At 65.2% G+C, this 19531-nt stretch carries 17 protein-coding genes and 1 riboswitch; of the genes, 8 read left to right on the top strand and 9 right to left on the bottom strand.

From position 1 onward, the window contains the following. The first annotated feature begins 22 nt into the window (after positions 1-22). Positions 23-991 (top strand): MerR family transcriptional regulator, encoded by a 969-nt coding sequence (locus V8U06_RS15320; protein WP_427141383.1) that lies wholly within the window; start codon positions 23-25, stop codon positions 989-991. A 136-nt stretch (positions 992-1127) separates the two neighbouring features. Here V8U06_RS15320 and V8U06_RS15315 read toward each other — a convergent pair whose 3' ends face one another. Beyond that, positions 1128-2228, bottom strand: coding sequence for a saccharopine dehydrogenase NADP-binding domain-containing protein (locus tag V8U06_RS15315; protein ID WP_427141382.1), 1101 nt, complete (start codon positions 2226-2228; stop codon positions 1128-1130). 112 nt (positions 2229-2340) lie between these two features. On the opposite strand from V8U06_RS15315, the gene V8U06_RS15310 reads away from it, so the two are divergent. Continuing rightward, positions 2341-2781, top strand: coding sequence for an Lrp/AsnC family transcriptional regulator (locus tag V8U06_RS15310; RefSeq protein ID WP_226921739.1), 441 nt, complete (start codon positions 2341-2343; stop codon positions 2779-2781). 40 nt (positions 2782-2821) lie between these two features. Here the strand turns inward: V8U06_RS15310 and V8U06_RS15305 are convergent, their stop codons facing one another. Together V8U06_RS15305 and V8U06_RS15300 are read right to left on the bottom strand one after the other, a co-directional pair. Then, positions 2822-4075, bottom strand: coding sequence for an NAD(P)/FAD-dependent oxidoreductase (locus tag V8U06_RS15305; RefSeq protein WP_226921740.1), 1254 nt, complete (start codon positions 4073-4075; stop codon positions 2822-2824). A gap of 57 nt (positions 4076-4132) precedes the next feature. After that, positions 4133-4828, bottom strand: coding sequence for a GntR family transcriptional regulator (locus V8U06_RS15300; protein WP_226921741.1), 696 nt, complete (start codon positions 4826-4828; stop codon positions 4133-4135). 140 nt (positions 4829-4968) lie between these two features. Here V8U06_RS15300 and V8U06_RS15295 point away from each other — a divergent pair, with 140 nt between their 5' ends. Continuing rightward, positions 4969-6312, top strand: a complete 1344-nt coding sequence (locus tag V8U06_RS15295; protein WP_427141381.1) for a glutamine synthetase family protein — start codon at positions 4969-4971, stop codon at positions 6310-6312. After that, complete coding sequence (locus V8U06_RS15290) at positions 6312-7616, top strand: NAD(P)/FAD-dependent oxidoreductase (RefSeq protein WP_427141380.1); 1305 nt, start codon at positions 6312-6314, stop codon at positions 7614-7616. The genes V8U06_RS15295 and V8U06_RS15290 overlap by 1 nt, the downstream gene beginning before the upstream one ends. A gap of 75 nt (positions 7617-7691) precedes the next feature. Here V8U06_RS15290 and V8U06_RS15285 read toward each other — a convergent pair whose 3' ends face one another. Continuing rightward, positions 7692-7868: a hypothetical protein gene (locus V8U06_RS15285; RefSeq protein WP_226921744.1), complete on the bottom strand. Its 177-nt coding sequence runs from the start codon at positions 7866-7868 to the stop codon at positions 7692-7694. Between the two features lie 132 nt (positions 7869-8000). Continuing rightward, positions 8001-8113: riboswitch (TPP riboswitch) on the top strand. 39 nt (positions 8114-8152) lie between these two features. Between V8U06_RS15285 and thiB the strand changes: the two genes are divergently transcribed. From thiB to V8U06_RS15265, 4 genes are all read left to right on the top strand, one after another. Continuing rightward, entirely contained in the window at positions 8153-9160 is a 1008-nt protein-coding gene (gene thiB, locus V8U06_RS15280; protein ID WP_427141379.1) for a thiamine ABC transporter substrate binding subunit, read from the top strand. A gap of 13 nt (positions 9161-9173) precedes the next feature. Next, on the top strand, positions 9174-10796 hold the full coding sequence (thiP, locus tag V8U06_RS15275) for a thiamine/thiamine pyrophosphate ABC transporter permease (protein ID WP_427141378.1): 1623 nt from the start codon (positions 9174-9176) through the stop codon (positions 10794-10796). Then, positions 10789-11508 carry a thiamine ABC transporter ATP-binding protein gene (thiQ, locus tag V8U06_RS15270; RefSeq protein ID WP_427141377.1) on the top strand — a complete coding sequence of 240 codons (720 nt, stop codon included), beginning with the start codon at positions 10789-10791 and terminating at the stop codon, positions 11506-11508. The genes thiP and thiQ overlap by 8 nt, the downstream gene beginning before the upstream one ends. Positions 11509-11701: 193 nt before the next feature. After that, the gene (locus tag V8U06_RS15265) at positions 11702-13180 is read left to right on the top strand and encodes a M48 family metalloprotease (RefSeq protein ID WP_226921748.1); all 1479 of its coding nucleotides are present in this window, start codon (positions 11702-11704) and stop codon (positions 13178-13180) included. A 181-nt stretch (positions 13181-13361) separates the two neighbouring features. Here the strand turns inward: V8U06_RS15265 and V8U06_RS15260 are convergent, their stop codons facing one another. The 5 genes from V8U06_RS15260 to V8U06_RS15240 all read right to left on the bottom strand — a co-directional run bounded on the left by V8U06_RS15260 (position 13362) and on the right by V8U06_RS15240 (position 19381). Then, positions 13362-14222 carry an RNA polymerase factor sigma-32 gene (locus tag V8U06_RS15260; protein ID WP_427141376.1) on the bottom strand — a complete coding sequence of 287 codons (861 nt, stop codon included), beginning with the start codon at positions 14220-14222 and terminating at the stop codon, positions 13362-13364. A gap of 235 nt (positions 14223-14457) precedes the next feature. Next, a complete protein-coding gene (locus V8U06_RS15255; protein ID WP_226921750.1) occupies positions 14458-15027 on the bottom strand; it encodes a CarD family transcriptional regulator in 570 nt (189 codons plus the stop codon). Between the two features lie 369 nt (positions 15028-15396). Further along, the gene (gene fdxA, locus V8U06_RS15250) at positions 15397-15735 is read right to left on the bottom strand and encodes a ferredoxin FdxA (protein ID WP_427141375.1); all 339 of its coding nucleotides are present in this window, start codon (positions 15733-15735) and stop codon (positions 15397-15399) included. A 192-nt stretch (positions 15736-15927) separates the two neighbouring features. Beyond that, positions 15928-16347, bottom strand: a complete 420-nt coding sequence (locus V8U06_RS15245; RefSeq protein WP_427141374.1) for an RNA-binding S4 domain-containing protein — start codon at positions 16345-16347, stop codon at positions 15928-15930. Between the two features lie 4 nt (positions 16348-16351). Continuing rightward, a complete protein-coding gene (locus tag V8U06_RS15240) occupies positions 16352-19381 on the bottom strand; it encodes a helicase-related protein (protein ID WP_427141373.1) in 3030 nt (1009 codons plus the stop codon). Positions 19382-19531 lie beyond the last annotated feature (150 nt).

The following is a 19531-nucleotide window of genomic DNA, read 5'->3' as shown; positions in this document are numbered from 1 at the left end:
GTGAACGACGAGGAGGTGATTCGTGCACAAGTCCGACCTTCATCTGACCGCCTCCGAGGCGGCGCGGGAACTCGGCATCTCGATCAAGGCCCTGCGTCTCTACGAGCGCCATGGATTGCTGACGCCGCTGCGCACCGCTGCCGGCTGGAGGATATACGACCCGCGCGCGATGGCCCGCGCAACGGAGGTCGCCGCCCTGCGGCGGTTCGGGATGGGCCTGGCACAGATCAGGGACGTCCTGTCGGGCAGCGGAGAAGGCCGCGATGCGGCGCTTGCCGTGCACCAGGCCGGGCTTGAGCGCCAGCTTGCCCAGATCGTCCGGACCGTGCAATCCGTCGCGGCGGCGCGCGAGGATGCGGCACCGAAAGGGGATGTGGGAGACGCGGCGGTTTCGCTGGAATTGCCGTGGCCCTGGGGCGGTGAGCGTTTCACGCTGCCGGACCTGAAGCCCATCACCTACATGACCGGCCCGCTCGGAAGCGGCAAGACGCGGCTGGCGCGGGCGATCGCCGAAGCCCTGCCGGACGCCGCCTTTATCGGACTGGAAAGATCGGCGGAGGGCGATGCGGCGGCGGTGGCGCGGGGCGAGGTGCATCTTGGGCAGTTGGTTGGAATGGGCGCGGACCTGTCGCCAGCCTTGACCGCATTGATCCTTGCCGTAGAGGCATCGACGGCAGCAGTCCTCGTCATCGACATGGTGGAGCAGGGGCTGGACCAGATCACGCAGCAGGTGCTGCGCCGCTATCTGCGGAGCCGGCCCTTTGCCGAGCGTCCGCTTTTCCTGCTCACGCGCTCTTCGGCGATGCTCGATCTCGCCGATGTCTCGGCGCAGGAGGCGATCCTCTACTGCCCCGCCAATCACGACGTGCCGATGGTCGTTTCGCCTCGCAAGGGTGCGCGGGGCTACGAGGCGGTCGCCACCTGCCTTGCGACGCCGGCCGTCCGGGCGCGGACGGAGGGCGTGATCGCCTGGCGGCCGAGCGCCGCCTGACGGGCAAAGAAAAGGGCCTCGCAAGAGGCCCCATTTTTATCTGCTCGCGCCTTGCCGGCGTTCTCTGCTTCCCCGCGGCCGAGCCACGATGCAAAAACGCCCCGGTTTTGGCCGGGGCGTCGAAGGAGTCAGGAAATCAGGCGGCGTGGGCGCCGCGGTTTTCCTGGGCGTAGTAGTGGCCGAAGCGGTTGGCGAGGAAGGCGTCGAGGGCGATTTCTTCCTGGCGGACGAAGCCTTCAGCGCGCAGCGAGCCGTCGGCCAGCATGTCGAGCACGGCGCAGATCGAGCCGGCTGTCGTGATCTGGATGGCGGAATGCAGGGCGCCGGCGACCGGGGCGCTGTAGACCTTGTTGGCGTAGGTTTCCTGGATGAGGCGGCCACCCTTGCGACCGGAGACGGTCACGAAGATGATCACGACGTCCTGTGTGGTGGTCGGCAGGGCGTTTTCGAAGATGTCCTTGAGGACTTCGCGGCGATGACGCAGGCCGAGGTCGTTGAGCAGCGCCTTCATGATGGCGGCGTGGCCCGGATAGCGGATCGTGCGGTAGTTCAGCGTGCGGACCTTGCCCTTCAGCGTCTCGCAGAGCGTGCCGAGACCGCCCGAGGTGTTGAAGGCTTCGTAGGTGACGCCGTCGAGGGAGAATTCTTCACGCTCCTCGAGGGCCGGAACCTCGATCAGCGCGCCTTCGACGATGGCTTCGCAGGGCTCGATATATTCGTTGATGACGCCGTCCGTGCTCCAGGTCAGGTTATAGTTGAGAGCGTTGGACGGGTACTGCGGCAGGGCGCCGACGCGCATGCGCACGCTGTCGAGCGTGTCGAAGCGGCTTGCGAGATCGTTGGCGACGATGGAGATGAAGCCCGGTGCGAGGCCGCACTGCGGAATGAAGGCCGTCTTGGCATCTGCGGCGATGCGCTTGACCTGGCGGGTGGATTCGACGTCTTCCGTGAGGTCGAGATAGTGCACGCTGGCAGCGGCGGCCGCCTCGGCAATGGCGACGGTCAGGTGGTAGGGGGCAGCCGAGAGAACGGCGAACTTGCCGGTCAGGAGGGCCTTCATGGCGGCGGCGTCGGCGATATCGACGACGGCCGTCGTGACGGCATCGTGGCGCTCGATGGCGGCGAGCTGCTCTTCCGAGCGGTCGGCGACGGTGACGCGGTAGTCTCCGCTGTGAGCCAGCATGCGCGCGATGGTCGAACCGATCTTGCCTGCGCCGATGACGACGATGTCCTTCATGTGATTACCCTCCGGCATGAATTGATGTTCACATTTTGAGGGCAGCGACTGTCGATTTAAAGCGCCATATCTGACATAATACATTATCGATATCGGCAGAATGACGGTGGAAATGAGCATTACGACGCTAGGGCCCAAGGATCGCGAGCTTCTCGCCATTCTCAGCGAAAACGCCCGCGAGCAGACGGCCACCATCGCGCGCAAATTGGGTCTCTCACGCACGACCGTGCAGGCGAAGATCGACCGGCTGGAGCGCGACGGCGTGATCGCCGGCTATGGCGTCAAGCTCTCGGACGCCTATGAAAGCGGCATGGTGAAGGCCCATGTGCTGATCACCATCGCGCCGAAGACGCTGGCCCGCATCACGACGGAACTGCACGCCATCTCCGCGGTCCGCACGCTGCATTCGGTCAGCGGCAGCTTCGACCTCATTGCCGTGGTCGAGGCGGCGTCCATCGCGGAACTCGACCACCTGATCGACCGCATCGGCGCCATCGACGGCGTGGAGCGCACGCTGTCGTCGATCATTCTGTCGACGCGCATCAGGCGCTAGGCAAGGACAGGCATGGAGGGGAGTGCCGGAGGCGTCGCTCTCAGGCGATGAACCGCTCCGGCCGGTAGGGCCCGATATTGATCACGGTGCGCTCGCCCAGCATCTTTTCCGCCAGCACGCGGCCGGTGATCGGGCCGAGGGTCATGCCGTGGTGGGCGTGGCCGAAGGCGAACCAGAGACCGGCATGGCGTGGCGCCTTGCCGATGATCGGCATCATGTCCGGCGTGCAGGGACGCGCGCCCATCCACGGCTCCTCGTCGCGCCGCTCTGCGAGCGGGAAGAACTCGCGCGCGACCTTCTCGGCGCGGCGGAGCTGGACCGGGGTCTTGCGCGTGTCGCGCTTGGCGAATTCAGCGCCCGTGGTCAGGCGGATGCCGCGCAGCATGGGCGCGAGGAAATAGCCGCGCTCGGCGTCGAGCACCCAGTTGTTGAGCGTTGCGCCCTCTTCCGCGCCATAATGCATGTGATAGCCGCGCTTGACGGCGAGCGGGAAGTGGTAGCCGAGCTTGCGTGTGACGGTATCGGCCCAGGGGCCGAGTGCGACGACGACGTCCTTGGCTTCCAGCGGCCCCTCGGGCGTCGCGATGCGCCAGCCTTCGCCCTCCAGCACATGTTCGATGGTCGCCGCGTCGCCGGATTTCAATTCGCCGCCGAGAGACTGGAAATAGGCGAGATAGCGCTTGAGAAGGCTCTGCGGGTCGAGGATCGACCATGGATCGGTCCAGCGCAGGCCCCCGGTCAGTTCCGCGCGGATATGCGGTTCTGCGGCGGCCACTTCCGCCGTCGTCAGCTTCTGGTGGTTGACGCCGAAATTGGCCGAGAGTTTTTCCGCTTCCGCATAGGCCTTGTCCCGCTCCTTTTCCGAGCGAAACACCTTCATCCAGCCGTCCTTGCGGATGAGATCGTCGGCGCCGGAGGCGGCGATGAGATCGGCATGTTCGCTGATCGAGTTCTCGATGAGCGGCGCATAGAGATGAGCGATGCTCTGGTGCTGGCGGAAGCCAGAATGCCACCAGTAGCGGGCGAGGAAGGGGATGATGCCGGGGATCGCCGAGGGGTGGTAGTGGGCGTCGATGGTGTTGTTCAGCGCATAGCGGAAGAGCGCACCGAAATCGTGCGGGAAGCCATAGGGGAAGACGCCTTCGCGCTGGATGAGGCCGGCATTGCCGTAGGACGTCTCCTCCGCCGGGCCGCGGCGATCGATCATCACCACCTTCTTGCCGCGCCGTGCCAGATGGATCGCCGTCGAAATGCCGACCACGCCCGCGCCGAGAACAATCACATCCGTCTTCATCTGCGACCCCAAGGGAAAATCAGGTTTCATTCCTGCACGGCGTTCGGCCGATGCGTTTCACTGTCCTGCAAGTTTCAAGAGATTCTCGATGGCCGAGCGTTCGAACCCGCCGATGCCTTCGGAAATGTCGGCCTTGATCGCCGCGGCCACGGCATCCTCGTCACGCTTGCGCAGCGCCTCGATGGCCTCCTGGTGGCGGTCGACGAAATAGAGCTGGGCGACATGCTCCATGGCGATGCCGAGGAAGGGGCCGAGCTGGAGCCAGATGCTCTCCACCATCGGCATGATCACCTGCTCGGGATTGGCGGTGTAGAGCGTGCGATGGAATTCCTGGTTCAGGAGGAGGGCGTTGGCGTTGTCCTTGCGCGAGATGGCCTCGTCCTGCGCGCGGTCGATCTCGGCGAGCTGGTCGATGCGCCGCTCGGTGATGTGCGGCACGGCCCGCCGGGCGGCATGCTGCTCAAGCATGGAGCGCAGCGAGACGAGCTCGCTGAAACGATCCGCCGTCATGCGCGGCACCATGATGCGGCGATTGTCGAGCACGCGCAGCGCGCCCTCGGAGGACAGACGCCGCAGCGCCTCGCGCACGGGCGTCGGGCTGCTCTCCATCGCTTCGGCGATGCCGCGGATCGTCAGCGATTCGCCCGGGCGGATCGAGCCGACCATGATCGCCTGGCGCAGGCGCCGATGCGCGTATTCATGGGTCGTCATCCCGTCCGGCCGGTCCAGCGGCTCAAGCGCCAAATTGCCCAATCCATCCCTCCTGTGAAAGGCTGCCGGGTGCTACCCTATCCTTTGTGAGAGGTTCTAGCAGCTTGACCCACGACAAGAAAGTGTGCATATCTTGAAAATGTGATCACAAAAATAATTATGTGATACGGAAGGGGACGAACGTGAGCGACGAATCCAACTGGCTGGCCAATGCCGATGGCGTGGAAAGCATCCAGGCTGTCGTCTGCGACCTGAACGGCATCCTGCGCGGCAAGCGCGTGCCCGTCGGGCAGGCGGAGAAAGTGCTGAAAGGCGGTATCCGCATGCCGCTGTCCATCGTCGGGGTCGACGTGTGGGGCGAGGATATCGTCGGCTCGAGCCACGTCTTCGCCTCGGGCGATATGGACGGTATCTGCGCGGCGACCGGCCGCGGCGCGCTGCCGATCAGCTGGACGCTGAAGCCCTCCGCCGTCGTGCCGCTCTGGCTCTACAAGGAAAACGGCGATCCGTTCCTGGCCGATCCGCGCCAGGCGCTCGCCCATATCGTGCGCCAGTATCACGAACTCGGCCTTCGCCCCGTCGTCGCCTCGGAAATGGAATTCTATCTGATCGACGCCGAGCCCGACCATGCCGAGCCGCCGATCTCGCCCTATACCGGCAAGCGTCTCGATTCCGACGCCATCCTTTCCATCGACGAGCTGGACGATTTCGGCCAGTTCTTCTCCGACGTCTATGCGGAGTGCGAGCGGCAGAACGTGCCGGCGGATTCGGCCGTCGCCGAAAACGGCATCGGCCAGTTCGAAATCAACCTGATGCATTCCGACGATCCGTTGAAGGCCGCCGACGACGCGCTGTTCTTCAAGCGCATTATCAAGGGCGTCGCGCGCAAACACGGCTTTGCCGCCACCTTCATGGCCAAGCCCTATGGCATGCGCTCGGGCAGCGGCATGCACATGCATTTCAGCGTGATCGACGAGGACGGCAACAATGTCTTCGACGACGGCACGCCCGAGGGATCGGCCATCATGAAGCATGCCGTGGCCGGCCTGACGCGCGGCATGGCGGAATCGACCCTGCTCTTCGCCCCGCACTACAATTCCTACCGGCGCCTGCGTCCCGATACGCACGCCCCGACCTCGATCTCCTGGGGCTACGAGAACCGCACGGCCGCCATCCGCATCCCCGGCGGCAACAACAAGGCCCGGCGCATCGAGCACCGCGTCGCCGGCGCCGACGCCAATCCCTATCTCGTCATGGCCGGCATTCTCGGTGCCGCCCTCGTCGGCATCCGCAACAAGTGGGAACCGCCGGCACCGGTCTCGGGCCGCGCCTATCTCTCGCAGCTGCCGCGCATTCCCAGTGAATGGGGCTCTGCCGTCACCGCCTTCGAGAACGGTTCGATCGTTTCGGAAATCTTCGATGCGGATCTCCGCTCCATGCTGATCGCCTGCAAGCGGCAGGAAATCGCCGGCTTCGCCGAACAGGTGACCGACTTCGAGTTCAGCGCCTACCTGGAAATCGTCTGATGGACAACAAAGCTTCCTATGCCGGCAACGGCGCCTATCCCGATAGCTACTACGCTGCTTCGCGCAACATCGTCCGCACGCCGAAGGTGCTGGAAGGCGCCGTGACGGCCGACGTCGCCGTGCTCGGCGCCGGCTATTCCGGCCTCTCCACCGCCATCCACCTTGCCGAGAAAGGCTACAAGGTCGTGATGGTCGAAGGTGCCGGCATCGGCTGGGGCGCCTCCGGGCGCAATGGCGGCCAGGTCGTCAACGGCCTCAATGCCAGCCTCGACACGATCAAGCGCCGCTACGGCGATCAGGCTGGCGCCTTCGTCGGCAGTCTGGTGCAGGAAGGCGGCAAGATCATCCGCCGCCTGGTCTCGCAATACGATATCGACTGCGACCTGAAGAACGGCAACATCTACGCCGCCTATACGCCCGCCCACATGAAGGAGCTGGAGCACAAGAAGGCGCTGTGGAAGAGCTACGGCATGGACGACCACCAGATGCTGGACAAGGCGGCCATCCAGAAGCTGGTGAAGACCGATGCCTATATTGGCGGCATGCTGGACACGACCGGCGGCCACATGCATCCGCTCAACCTGACCCTCGGCGAGGCCAAGGCGCTGGAATCGCTCGGCGGCGTGATCTACGAGCAGTCGCCCGTCATCCGCGTCGAGCACGAGGCCGACAAGCCCGTCATCCACACCGCCAAAGGCAGCGTGACGGCGAACACCGCCGTGCTCTGCGGCAACGCTTATCTCGGCCATGTCGTGCCAAAGCTCGTCTCGCGCGTCATGCCGGTTTCGACCCAGATGGTCGCGACCGAGCCGCTCGGCGATCGCGCCGATGCGCTGATCCCGAGCGACATGTGCGTGGAGGACGTGCGCTACATCCTCGACTATTTCCGCCTGTCGGCCGACAAGCGCATGATCTTCGGCGGTGGTACCGTCTACGGTGGCACGGACCCCGCGGATGTACGCGCCAAGATCCGGCCAAATCTCGAAAAGGTCTTCCCGTCGCTGAAGGGCGTGAAGATCGACTATGCCTGGAGCGGCAACTTCGCCCTTTCCTTCTCGCGCGTGCCGCAGATGGGCAAGATCGGCAAGAACACCTATTTCGCCCACGGCTATAGCGGCCATGGCGTCACCGGTTCGCATCTCTTCGGCAAGATCCTCAGCGAAGCGATCCATGGCGACCTGTCGCGCTTCAGCCAGTTCGAGAAGCTCCCCTGGATTCCCTTCCCGGGAGGCCGCATGTTCCGCGCCCAGTATTCCACCATCGGTTCCTGGTGGTACCAGTTCAAGGACGCCTTCGGTCTCTGAGAGGGCCTGTACGCAACATGGAAAAAGCCCGGGTGCCGAGCATCCGGGCTTTTTGCCGTTCAGATGGCCTTACGCTTAATGGCAGACCTTGATGCGCTTGACGACGACATTCCCGTAGTAGTCGTAGGACTTGATCTTCTTGATGAAGCAGGTCGGCTGGTAGTCGTAGCTGTAGTAGCCAGCCTGCGAGGGAGCGGCGAAGGAAAGGGCGGCGACGACGGCGATGGTGGCGGAAACGATGATCTTGCGCATGGGTCTCTCCTGATCTCTTGAAGGATGAGCCTCTCTCATCCGGTGATCAGAAGGTCTCACATTGCCCCTTCCGCCGCTGTTCCAAAGGGAACAGGCCTCTTGCGCGCCGCGCAAAGCGGGATTATGCCTTGCCTTGCTCTAACGGGGTGCTCGCGGGTTTCGACCTGCCGGGCTGAGAGGCGCAACGCCAACCCGAAGAACCTGATCCGGTTAGCACCGGCGGAGGGATTAGACGGCTCATTCCAGCGCCCTATTCCCGTTTGTGACCAGACAAGGAGGCGCTGATGCGCACGGCATTTCTTTCTTCCATCGCGGCGCTTGCCGTATCCCTCGCCTTTCCCGCCTTCGCGCAGGAAAAGACGCTGACCGTCTATACCTATGAAAGCTTCGTCTCCGAATGGGGTCCGGGGCCGAAGGTCAAGGAAAGCTTCGAGAAGACCTGCGGCTGCAAGGTCGAGTGGGTCGGCGTCGCCGACGGCGTGGAGCTCCTGACCCGCCTCAAGCTCGAAGGCGAGGGCACCAAGGCCGACGTCGTGCTCGGCCTCGACACCAATCTCATCGCCGAAGCCAAGGCGACAGGCCTTTTCGAAGCCCATGGCCTCAAGCCGGAAGGCCTGACGGTGCCGGGCGGTTTTTCCGACGATACGTTCCTGCCCTATGACTACGGTCACTTCGCCATCGTCTATGACAGCGAAACGCTGAAGACGCCGCCGGCAAGCCTGAAGGAACTGGTCGAGGGCGATGCTTCCCAGAAGATCGTCATCGAGGATCCGCGCACTTCCACGCCCGGCCTCGGCCTGCTGCTCTGGGTGAAGTCGGTCTATGGCGACAAGTCCGGGGAAGCCTGGGCCAAGCTCAAGGACCGTGTGTTGACCGTCACGCCCGGCTGGTCGGAAGCCTATGGCCTGTTCACCAAGGGCGAAGCGCCGATGGTGCTGTCCTACACGACCTCGCCGGCCTATCACGTCATCGCGGAAAAGACCGAACGCTACAAGGCGGCCGCGTTCTCCGAGGGGCACTATGTCCAGATCGAGGTCGCCGGTCTCACGCGCACTTCCCATGACAAGGACCTTGCCCGCCAGTTCCTGACTTTCATGACGGGGCCGGATTTCCAGTCGATCATCCCGGAAACCAACTGGATGATGCCGGCCGCCAAGACCCGCGACCCGCTGCCGGCCGCCTTCGATGCGCTGGTGAAGCCTGAAAAGACCTTCCTGATGTCGTCGGACGAGGTGGCGGCCAACCGCAAGGCCTGGATCGACGAATGGCTCGGCGCGATGAGCGCCAAGTAACGGGATCGCCGCGATGATCTTCGCTCGTGCCGAGCGGACGGGATTGCGCGTCGCCGGGGGCGTTGCCCTCGGCGGCGTTCTTCTCTTTGTCGGCGCGGCGACGGCTCTCCTGCTTGGCCATGCGGGCGGCAGCGCCGCCCCGCTCTTCGACGCCTATATCGGGCGCGTCGCGCAGTTCACGCTTCTACAGGCGGTGCTTTCGACGCTGCTGTCCCTTTCCCTCGCCATTCCCGTTGCCCGCGCGCTGGCGCGGCAGCGCGCCTTTCCCGGCCGTGTCTGGATCATCCGGCTTTCCGTCGTTCCCCTCGGCCTGCCGGCGCTGGTGGCGGCGCTCGGCGTGATCGAGATCTGGGGGCGGCAGGGCTTCGTCAACGACCTGCTGCGCCTTGCCGGATTGCAGAACCCGGTCAGCGTCTATGGGCTGACGGGCATTCTCATCGCCCATGTCTTCTTCAACCTGCCGCTCGCCGCCCGCTTCCTGCTGGCCGCGCTCGACCGCACTCCACCGGAATACTGGCTCTCCTCCGCCAATCTCGGCATGGGCAGCGGCGCGGTCTTCCGCCTGATCGAATGGCCGGTCATCCGCCGTGTCCTGCCGGGCATTGCCGGCCTCGTCTTCATGCTCTGCGCGACGAGTTTCACCATCGTGCTGACGCTGGGCGGTGGACCGGCGGCGACGACCATCGAGGTCGCCATCTACCAGGCGCTGCGCTTCGATTTCGATCCAGAGCGGGCAGTGCTGCTCGCCTTCCTGCAGATCGCGGTGACGGCAAGCCTTCTCTGGGTCATATCGCTGTTCGATCGGCCGCCGGAGGAGGGCATGACCGCCGGCCGCGCCATTCGCCGCTTCGACGGTCGCCGGCGCCGTCTCGCCGACGGTTTGATCATCCTCGTCTTCACCTTCTTCACGGCCGCGCCGCTCGTTGCGACGCTCCTGTCCGGCCTTGCCGCCGATTTCGGCAAGCTCGCTACCGATCCGCTGCTGCACCGGGCCTTTCTCACCAGCCTTCTCATCTCGCTCGCCTCGGCGAGCCTCAGCCTTGCCATCGCGCTGCCGGTGGTGCTGGTGCCGCGGCTGGCGGAGGCTGGCGATGCCGGCGCCGCAACCCGGCTGATGGGCCGGGCGCTGCCGGCCGTCGGGTCGCTGATCCTGCTCGTGCCGCCGGTCGTCGTGGCGACCGGCTGGTTCCTGGCTCTGCGGGCCTTCGGCGAGACGGGGCGCTTTGCGCCCGCGGTCGTCACCGTGCTCAACGCCCTGATGGCGCTGCCCTTCGTCGTGCGCGTGCTGGAGCCTGCCTATCGCACGCACCTTTCGCGCACTGCGCGCCTTGCGCTCAGTCTCGGCATCACCGGCATCCGGCGCTTCCTGCGGATCGACTGGCCGGCACTGAAGAAACCCTTCCTCACCGCCTTCGCCTTCGCCATGGCCCTGTCGCTCGGCGATCTCGGCGCCGTCGCCATTTTCGGCGCGGATGGTTTCGTCACCCTGCCCTGGCTGCTCTTCTCCCGCATGGCGAGCTATCGCACGGCGGATGCGGCGGGCATCGCGCTGATCCTCGGCGTGTTATGCCTTCTGCTCACGCTGCCCTCGACCGCGCCGGAGCGCACAACCGAAAGACCCGGCCCCGATGCCTGATACCGCCATTCGCCTTGCCGACGTCACCGTGCGCTTTGCGGAAAAGCAGCTTGCCTTCGACTGCACCATTCCGGCCGGAGCGGCGGTTGCCGTCGCCGGCCCCTCGGGCGCGGGCAAGTCGACCCTCTTCAATGTCATCGCGGGCTTTGAAAAGCCGGCAAGCGGCAGTGTCACGCTCTTGGGTGAGGACGTGGCCGGGCGGGACCCGGCGGAACGGCCCGTCTCCATCGTCTTTCAGGACAACAATCTCTTTGCCCATCTTTCCATCGCCGACAATGTCGGGCTCGGTATCGATCCGGGCCTGAAGCTCGATTCCGCCGCGCGGCAACGGGTGTTTGCCGCCCTGGCGCGTGTCGGTCTCGGCGGCTACGAGCGGCGCCTGCCGGGCTCGCTCTCCGGCGGCGAGCGGCAGCGGGTGGCGCTTGCCCGCGCGCTGGTGCGCCGGCGGCCGATCCTGCTCCTGGACGAGCCCTTCGCCGCGCTCGATCCGGCCATGCGCGCGGAAATGGCCGGACTTCTTCTGGAGCTTCGCACTGAGACGAAAAGCACCATGCTCTTCATCACGCACCAGCCGGAGGATATCCGCCGGCTTGCCGAACGGGTGATCTTCCTCGAGGCGGGCGCCATCGTCGTCGACGCGCCCGCCCGCGACTTCCTCTCGCGCCGGGATCCACCTGCCGTTGCAAAATTCCTCGGTCATTCCGCGCTTTAGCGGGAGAAACCCCATGTTCGAGCCGGTCGCCGCGCCACAATTTGGTCGCCCCCCTGTGTCACCGGAGCCACATGAGAACCGTTTGTCGAATCGGGAGTTGCCCGCCGGGTATGGCGCGTCTATCTCATCCGTTCGAAGACCCGGTTCAGGGGCATGGGCAAGAGACATGGCGAAAGCGACGCAGGCAGCTGCAATGGTATCCGGACGCGGGGTCGCAAGGCCTGCCGTGGCCTTGATGCTTGCCGGCACGCTGCTTGCCGGCTGCCAGTCGATCATCGAGCAGACCTACGAGCCGACGATCTCGCCGTCCTCGAACCCGCAGATCGTCGACGAGGTGCAGAAGAACGACCCGCGCGCCCAGATGGGCGCCCGCGAGCATCCGCGCATCGTGGCGAGCTATGGCGGCGAGTACAAGGACGCCAAGACCGAGCGTCTCGTTGCGCGCATAACCGGCGCACTGACCGCGGTTTCCGAGAACCCGAACCAGTCCTACCGTATTACCATCCTCAATTCGCCCGCCATCAACGCCTTCGCGCTGCCGGGCGGCTATCTCTATGTCACGCGGGGCCTGCTGGCGCTTGCCAACGATGCATCGGAAGTGGCCGCCGTTCTGTCGCATGAAATGGCGCACGTCACCGCCAACCACGGCATCGAACGGCAGAAGAAGGAAGAGGCGGAGGTCATCGCCAGCCGCGTGGTGGCCGAGGTCCTGTCCAGCAACATCGCCGGCAAGCAGGCGCTTGCGCGCGGAAAGCTGCGGCTCGCCGCCTTCTCGCGCAACCAGGAACTCCAGGCCGACGTCATCGGCGTGCGCATGCTGGGCGAGGCGGGCTATGATCCCTATGCCGCCGCGCGCTTCCTCGATTCCATGGCGGCCTATGCGCGCTTTTCCGCTGTCGATCCCGACGCCGACCAGAGCCTCGACTTCCTGTCGAGCCATCCGAACGCGCCGCAGCGCGTGGAACTGGCGCGCCTGCACGCGCGCGCCTTCGGCGCGGAAGGAACGATCGGCGACCGTGGCCGCGACTACTATCTCGCCGGCATCGATGGCCTGCTCTATGGCGATGCGCCGGAAGAAGGCTATGTGCGCGGGCAGACCTTCCTGCACGGCAAGCTCGGTATCCGCTTCGACGTTCCGGCCGGCTTCCAGATCGACAACAAGGCCGACGCGGTTCTGGCGACCGGCCCCGGCGATGTCGCGATCCGTTTCGACGGCGTTGCCGACAGCCGCGGCCAGGATCTGGTGAACTACATTTCCAGCGGCTGGGTGACGGGCCTGAAGCCCGAGACGATCCAGCCCGTCTCGATCAACGGCCTGCAGGGCGCCACCGCCAAGGCGGCGGCCGATCGTTGGGAATTCGACGTCACGGTCGTTCGCATCGACAACCAGATCTACCGCTTCCTGACGGCCGTTCCGGCCGGCTCGAAGGCGCTCGAACCGACCGCCGCGATCCTCAAGGCCTCGTTCCGCAAGCTGACGTCGGAAGAAGTCGCGTCATTGAAGCCGCTGCGCGTGCGGGTCATCACCGCGCGGCCGGGCGATACCGTCGCCTCGCTCGCCGGTCGCATGATGGGCACGGACAGGAAGCTCGATCTCTTCCGCCTCATCAATGCCATGTCGGCGACGAGCACGGTGCGGGCGGGCGAGAAGTTCAAGATCATCAGCGAGTGAGGCGACACGGTTACGGGTTGCCCTTATGGCGGTTGCCGTTTCCCCTCTTGGCATCACGCCGGACTCAATCCGGGTACACTCGCTTCTAAGCTTGCAAGAGACGGTCTCATCAACCTGAATGAATCAAACCACCGCACGGCCGCGCGGTGGTTTGCTTTTTGCAGCGAGAGATTGGAGGGTCTTACGCGTAGGCGAAATCGGTCGTCTTGCTGAGCAGAACGGCCTTCAGCTTTTCCAGCGCCCGGTTCTCGATCTGTCGCACCCGCTCCTTGGAGATGCCGAGAACGGCGCCGAGCTCTTCCAGCGTTGCACCGTTTTCGGCGAGGCGGCGGGCGCGGATGATCTTCATTTCGCGCTCGTTGAGCTGGCCGAGGGCGGCGTGGAGCCAGTTGTGGCGGCGTTCGCCGTCGATGCTGCCTTCGGCCTGCTCGTCGGGCAACGGCTCGTCGCTGGGAAGAAAATCGAGGCGGTTGGCGCCGTCGCCTTCCCCCGAGGAGATCGGCGCCTGGAGCGAGACGTCGGAGGCGGAAAGGCGGGCGTCCATGGTGCGTACATCGGCCGTCGACACGCCAAGCGCGGCGGCGATCTCCTGGTGCATGGCCTCGCTGGTGAGATAGGCGTCGCCCCGGGCAAGGCGGGCCCGCAACCGGCGCAGATTGAAGAACAGCGCCTTCTGGGCCGAACTCGTGCCGCCGCGCACGATCGACCAGTTGCGCAACACATAGTCCTGGATCGAGGCGCGGATCCACCAGCTGGCATAAGTCGAGAAGCGCACCTGCCGTTCCGGCTCGAAGCGGGCGGCGGCCTCCAGCAGGCCGATATAGCCTTCCTGCACGAGGTCGCCGAGCGGCAGGCCGAAATTGCGGAACTTGCCGGCCATGGACACGACAAGGCGCATGTGGGCCATGGCGATGCGATTGCGGGCTTCCTGATCCTTGTTGTCCTTCCAGGCCTGGGCGAGGGCCTGTTCCTCGTCGCGCTGGAGATAGGGGGCTGACATTGCCAGCTTGATCATGCGTCGGTCTGCGGTCGTCGTAGCCATGGCAGGTCTCTCCATGTGAACCGAACCGGCGCAAGACCGGGATGCCTTGCGCCCTCATGGACGGTGACGTTTCAGATGAGCCGATGGATTGCTCGAAAGCGGCTTTCGAGCCAAAACCCCGCGCCGCCCGAAGCCGGTCGTCCTCGCACCTCAAACGGTTGCAGCGCAAAAAAGTTCCAATAAAAAAACCCGGCTGTTGCCAGCCGGGCTTTAAATTTCGACGATGTGCCCTAAATCAGGCCGCTTCGTCCTGGGAGTCGTCCTCTTCGATGGCCTTGCCGCGCTTGGGACCCTTGGCAAGGTTGGTTTCGACGAGACGGACAGCTTCGGTTTCCGACATCTTGTTCACGGCGGCGATTTCGCGTGCCATGCGGTCGAGGGCAGCTTCATAGAGCTGACGCTCGGAATAGGACTGTTCCGGCTGGTTCTCGGCGCGGTAGAGGTCGCGGACCACTTCGGCGATCGAGATCAGGTCGCCGGAATTGATCTTGGCATCGTATTCCTGCGCGCGGCGCGACCACATGGTACGCTTCACGCGGGCCTTGCCCTGGACAACCTTCAGCGCGCGTTCGACGAAATCGGTCTCCGACAGTTTGCGCATGCCGATCGAAACGGCCTTGGCAACCGGCACCTTGAGACGCATCTTGTCCTTTTCAAAATCGATGACAAAAAGCTCGAGCTTCATGCCGGCGACTTCCTGCTCCTCGATGGCGACGATCTGGCCGACGCCGTGAGCGGGATAGACGATCGACTCGCCGGTCTTGAAGCCCTGGCGCGTGGAAGATTTCTTCTGCTGGGTCGTCATTCTGTTCAAATACTCCCTGTTACGCTCCCGGCGGGGGCCGGGTGGGTCCGGGGACCCGGGAAAGACGGGGGGCACCTTGGGGGTGTCACCACTCTGGTCCGTCCGCCATGCGCAAAAAGGTCCCTGCGACGCGTTCACATTTGAGCAACCGGAGTTGCCTATGGGAGGTGAGCGACGTTGAGGGATCGTTTGCTTTCGTGGTGGTGTTCGGGCACGCAAAATGCCGCGATTTGGATCAGTATCGTGACCCTATCACAAAAAAGTGCCGAAATCAATAATTTGCTTCGCATGGGTCATCAAGCCTGTCCCATCGCCTTTCGGCGGCGTCAGGCTTTTTTCCCCAGTGTTCGCTTGCGGCCGGCGGGAGGCTCAGTCGCCCTGGCCGGGGTTCGGCGAGAAGAACTGCTCGTACTTGCCGTCCACGCCGTCCATTTCCTTGGCTTCCGGCATGGCGTCGCGCTTGACCGTGATATTCGGCCAGATCGAGGCGAATTCCGCGTTGACCTTCAGCCACTTGTCGAGGCCCGGCTCGGTATCCGGCTTGATCGCCTCGGCGGGACATTCCGGCTCGCAGACGCCGCAGTCGATGCATTCGTCGGGGTGGATGACCAGGAAATTCTCGCCCTCGTAGAAACAGTCGACGGGGCATACCTCCACGCAGTCCGTGTACTTGCAGCGGATGCAGTTGTCGGTCACGACATAGGTCATGCGTCACTCCAGAATAGTCACAAGGCGGGCGGCAGCGGGGCCATCCAGCACCGCAGAACCTGTCACGCGATCAGCTTGCCGGAGAGGAAAAGGACCGCGCACGCGAGGCTGTCCGGTGGCTGAGGTAAAGGCTTTGCGGGCGCTTTGCAAGCGTAATACATGCGCCGTCGGGCGCGGGCGAGGTATAGAATTCTAATCCTCGTCCTCGCCGGGAAAACCGGTGAGTCGGTCCGTTTCCCGCCGTTCCCGCTTGGTCGGCCGCCCGGTGCCCCGTTCGCGCGTCGCCTGCGCAAAAAGAGTGCGCTCCTCGCGGGGCGGCGGAGGCGGCGTCATGTCGCTGTAGAGAAGGCGCGCTTCCTCATAGGGACCGCGGCGTTCGCCGGGTTGAAGCACTTTCACGACCATGTCGTGCCGGTCGAGCGACAGCACGATCACATCGCCGGGCCGCACCATGTGCGAGGGCTGGCGGACACTTGCGCCGTTGATGCTGACATCGCCCGCTTCCACCGACTTGGCCGCCAGCGAACGGGACTTGCGCAGCCGCGCGAAGAACAGCCATTTGTCGATGCGCTGTCGCGCCTGACCTGCCGGCTGTCCCTCGTCGCGTGCCATGGACTTACTTCTTCAGCTGCTCCTTGAGCGCTGCGAGCTTGGCGAAGGGTGAATCCGGGTCGATCGGCTTTTCCTTGCGGGGCGGCCGGGCCTCGAACTTCGCCTGCTGCGGCTTGCCGCCGCGCTCGTTGCGCTCGCCGCGGTCCGGGCGGTTGCCGCCCTGCGGCTTTCCGTCGCGGCCCTTGGCCTGATCCGGGCGGCCTCGGCCGCCACCGTCGCGGCGCTCGCCGCGTTCGTTCCGTTCACCGCGCTCGCCCGAGGGCTGGCCGCGACGATCGCCGCTACGGCGTTCGCCCTGGCCCTGACGATCACCCTGACGCTCGCCACCCTGGCGATGACCGCCCTGGCGCTGGTTGTCGTGACGCGAACCCGGACGCCAGAGCAGGACCGGCTTGGCTTCGGCCGGATCGCCTTCGGCGGCGGCTTCCGCTGCTGCCGGGGCTTCCGCGACCTCGGCGGCCGGCGCCTCGGTGCTTGCCGCCGGCGCCTCGCTGTCGTCCGATGCGTCGGCATCGTGCTCGTCAGAGGTTTCTGCTGCGGCTTCCACCGGGGTTTCGGCTGCGGCCGCAGACGGCGCCTGTGCGGCGAGGAAGGCGGCTGCCTCCTCGGCCTTCACGCTGTCGGCGCGGTAACCGAGACCCTTCAGGATTTCTTCCATGTCATCCGGCGTCGCGCCGAGGATGGAGAGCATAGCGGTCGTCGCCATGAAGCGGCGGCCGTCATAGGCGCCGTCTGGGCGCGGCGTGCCGGGCTTCCACTGCAGCAGCGGGCGGATGAGATCGGCGAGGCGCTCCAGAATGTCGATGCGCACGGCGCGCTTGCCGAGGAAACGGAAGCCGGCGAGCTTGTAGAAGGCGCGCTCATAGCTCGGATCTGTGACGACGGAGGTGCGACCGGCGGCGAGCACGGGAATGAGGTCGCCATAACCGGGCTTGTCGAGGCCGTCATTCTTCAGCGCCCAGAGCAGCGTGATCAGCTCGGCCGGGGCCGGCTTCAGCAGCGCGGGCATGAAGATGTGGTAGGCGCCGAAGCGGATGCCGTGCTTGCGCATGGAGGCGCGGGCGTCCTGGTCGAGCGACTTCACGTCGTCGGCGACGTCGCGGCGGAAGAGCACGCCGAGATTTTCCACGAGCTGGAAGGCGAGGCCCTTGGCAAGGCCCTGCAGGTCTTCCGCGCGGGAAAGATCGTCGAGCGGCTTCAGCACGGTCGCGATATGGTGATTGACGAAACGTTCGATGCGGGCGGCGACATGGTCGCGCGCGTTGCCGGTCAGCTGCTCGTCGGAGAGCAGGATGACGCGCGGGCGCATGATATGGTCGGACGCGGCAAGACGGGCGACGGGATCGCCGAGCCAGCGCACCGTGCCGTCGGAGCCGAGCGCGAGATCGGCATTGCCGGCGGCGTGCAGGCGTGCGGCCCGGGCCTCGAACTCCAGCGCAAGCGCCTTCTGCGCGGCGGCCTGCACGGCCTTCGCGTCGGGACCTTCCGTTCCGGAGGCGAGCGTGAACCGGAACCCGGCCAACTGCCCTACGTGATGTCCTTCTACGAAGACATCGCCATTCACACTGATTTCAGCTTCCAGCATCGCATTCTCTCTCAGGCGCTTCATGAGCACAGATGTCCTGCGATCAACAAAGCGTTTCGTCAACCGTTCATGTAGCGCATCGGACAATCGGTCTTCGATTTCCCGCGTCTTTTCCTGCCAGTGTGTCGGATCGGCAAGCCATCCGGGCCGATTCGACACATAGGTCCAGGTCCTTATCTGCGCGATTCGCGCCGAAAGCGTGTCGATTTCGCCATCGGTGCGATCGGCCCGGCGCACCTGGTCCGCCATGAAGTCTTCGTTAACCGTGCCGCGTTTTACGAGGTCCGCATAGAGCGTCGAGATGAGGTCGGCGTGCTGGGCGGGCGTGATGCGGCGATAGTCCGGCAGCGCGCAGGCCTCCCAGAGCTTTTCGACACGCTCGGGCGTGGTGGCGAGGTCGCGGACATCGGGGTAGCGCGAAAGATGTTCCAGCGCCTGCTGGTCGACGGCCGGCAGCGCCCGCGTCAGGCCGTTGATCGGCGGCGGGGCGTCGAGCGACTGGCGGAGCGCCTGCAGCGAGGCATAGTCGAAGCGCGTCGTGCGCCATTGCAGCACCTTGATGGGATCGAAGTGATGCGTCTCGATGCGCTTCACCAGCTCGTCGTCGAAGGGATCGACCCGGCCGGTCACGCCGAAGGTGCCGTCGCGCAGGTGCCGGCCGGCGCGGCCGGCGATCTGCGCGAGTTCGGCGGGGTTGAGGTTGCGGAACTGGTAGCCGTCGAACTTGCGGTCCTGCGCGAAGGCGACATGGTCGACGTCGAGATTGAGGCCCATGCCGATGGCATCGGTGGCGACGAGATATTCGACGTCGCCTTCCTGGTAGAGCGCGACCTGGGCATTGCGGGTGCGCGGGCTGAGCGCGCCGAGGACGACGGCAGCCCCGCCGCGCTGGCGGCGGATCAGCTCGGCGATGGCATAGACCTCGTCGGCCGAGAAGGCGACGATGGCGGTGCGCTGCGGCAGACGGGTGATCTTCTTGGAGCCGGCATAGAAGAGCTGGGAGAGGCGCGGCCGCTCGATGACATGGATGCCGGGCAGGAGCTGCTCGAGGATCGGCTTCATGGTGGCCGCGCCGAGCAGCAGCGTCTCGTCGCGGCCACGCAGGTGCAGCACCCGGTCGGTGAAGATGTGGCCGCGCTCGAGGTCGCCGGCCAGCTGCACCTCGTCGATGGCGACGAAGGCGGCGCGTGTCTCGCGCGGCATCGCCTCCACGGTGCAGACCGAAAAGCGCGCCATATGCGGCGTGATCTTCTCCTCGCCGGTGACGAGGGCGACATTGTGCTGGCCGACCTTCTCGACGAGCCGCGTATAGACCTCGCGCGCGAGCAGCCGCAGAGGCAGGCCGATAATGCCTGTCTCATGGGCCACCATGCGCTCGATTGCGTAGTGGGTCTTGCCCGTGTTGGTCGGGCCGAGCACCGCGGTGACCCCGCGGCCGCTCAAGATCATGGGTGCTTGCGACAAGTCACGTCCCGGCAGGTTTCAAACGTCGGCTCACAGATGCCCATCGGGGCGGGGAATGGCAAGAGGCAAGGCGAAATGCGGCGGTTTTGGGGGCTTTTTGCCGGCGCCCTGGAACAGGGTGCGAACGAAACGGAG

Origin of the sequence: Shinella sp. G-2 (assembly GCF_050172695.1) — a bacterium.
Lineage (GTDB): Bacteria > Pseudomonadota > Alphaproteobacteria > Rhizobiales > Rhizobiaceae > Shinella.
Note: the sequence above shows the minus strand (reverse complement) of the source record. Positions and strands in the feature narration are given on the sequence as shown.

Excerpts from the sequence above, each read along its gene's own strand:
- V8U06_RS15315 (WP_427141382.1), bottom strand. The coding sequence starts at position 2,228 with ATGAAGGACATCGTCGTCATCGGCGCAGGCAAGATCGGTTCGACCATC.
- V8U06_RS15310 (WP_226921739.1), top strand. The coding sequence starts at position 2,341 with ATGAGCATTACGACGCTAGGGCCCAAGGATCGCGAGCTTCTCGCCATT.
- V8U06_RS15305 (WP_226921740.1), bottom strand. The coding sequence starts at position 4,075 with ATGAAGACGGATGTGATTGTTCTCGGCGCGGGCGTGGTCGGCATTTCG.
- V8U06_RS15290 (WP_427141380.1), top strand. The coding sequence starts at position 6,312 with ATGGACAACAAAGCTTCCTATGCCGGCAACGGCGCCTATCCCGATAGC.
- V8U06_RS15285 (WP_226921744.1), bottom strand. The coding sequence starts at position 7,868 with ATGCGCAAGATCATCGTTTCCGCCACCATCGCCGTCGTCGCCGCCCTT.
- thiB (WP_427141379.1), top strand. The coding sequence starts at position 8,153 with ATGCGCACGGCATTTCTTTCTTCCATCGCGGCGCTTGCCGTATCCCTC.
- thiP (WP_427141378.1), top strand. The coding sequence starts at position 9,174 with ATGATCTTCGCTCGTGCCGAGCGGACGGGATTGCGCGTCGCCGGGGGC.
- thiQ (WP_427141377.1), top strand. The coding sequence starts at position 10,789 with ATGCCTGATACCGCCATTCGCCTTGCCGACGTCACCGTGCGCTTTGCG.
- V8U06_RS15265 (WP_226921748.1), top strand. The coding sequence starts at position 11,702 with ATGGTATCCGGACGCGGGGTCGCAAGGCCTGCCGTGGCCTTGATGCTT.
- V8U06_RS15260 (WP_427141376.1), bottom strand. The coding sequence starts at position 14,222 with ATGGCTACGACGACCGCAGACCGACGCATGATCAAGCTGGCAATGTCA.
- V8U06_RS15255 (WP_226921750.1), bottom strand. The coding sequence starts at position 15,027 with ATGACGACCCAGCAGAAGAAATCTTCCACGCGCCAGGGCTTCAAGACC.
- fdxA (WP_427141375.1), bottom strand. The coding sequence starts at position 15,735 with ATGACCTATGTCGTGACCGACAACTGCATCCGCTGCAAGTACACGGAC.
- V8U06_RS15245 (WP_427141374.1), bottom strand. The coding sequence starts at position 16,347 with ATGGCACGCGACGAGGGACAGCCGGCAGGTCAGGCGCGACAGCGCATC.
- V8U06_RS15240 (WP_427141373.1), bottom strand. The coding sequence starts at position 19,381 with ATGATCTTGAGCGGCCGCGGGGTCACCGCGGTGCTCGGCCCGACCAAC.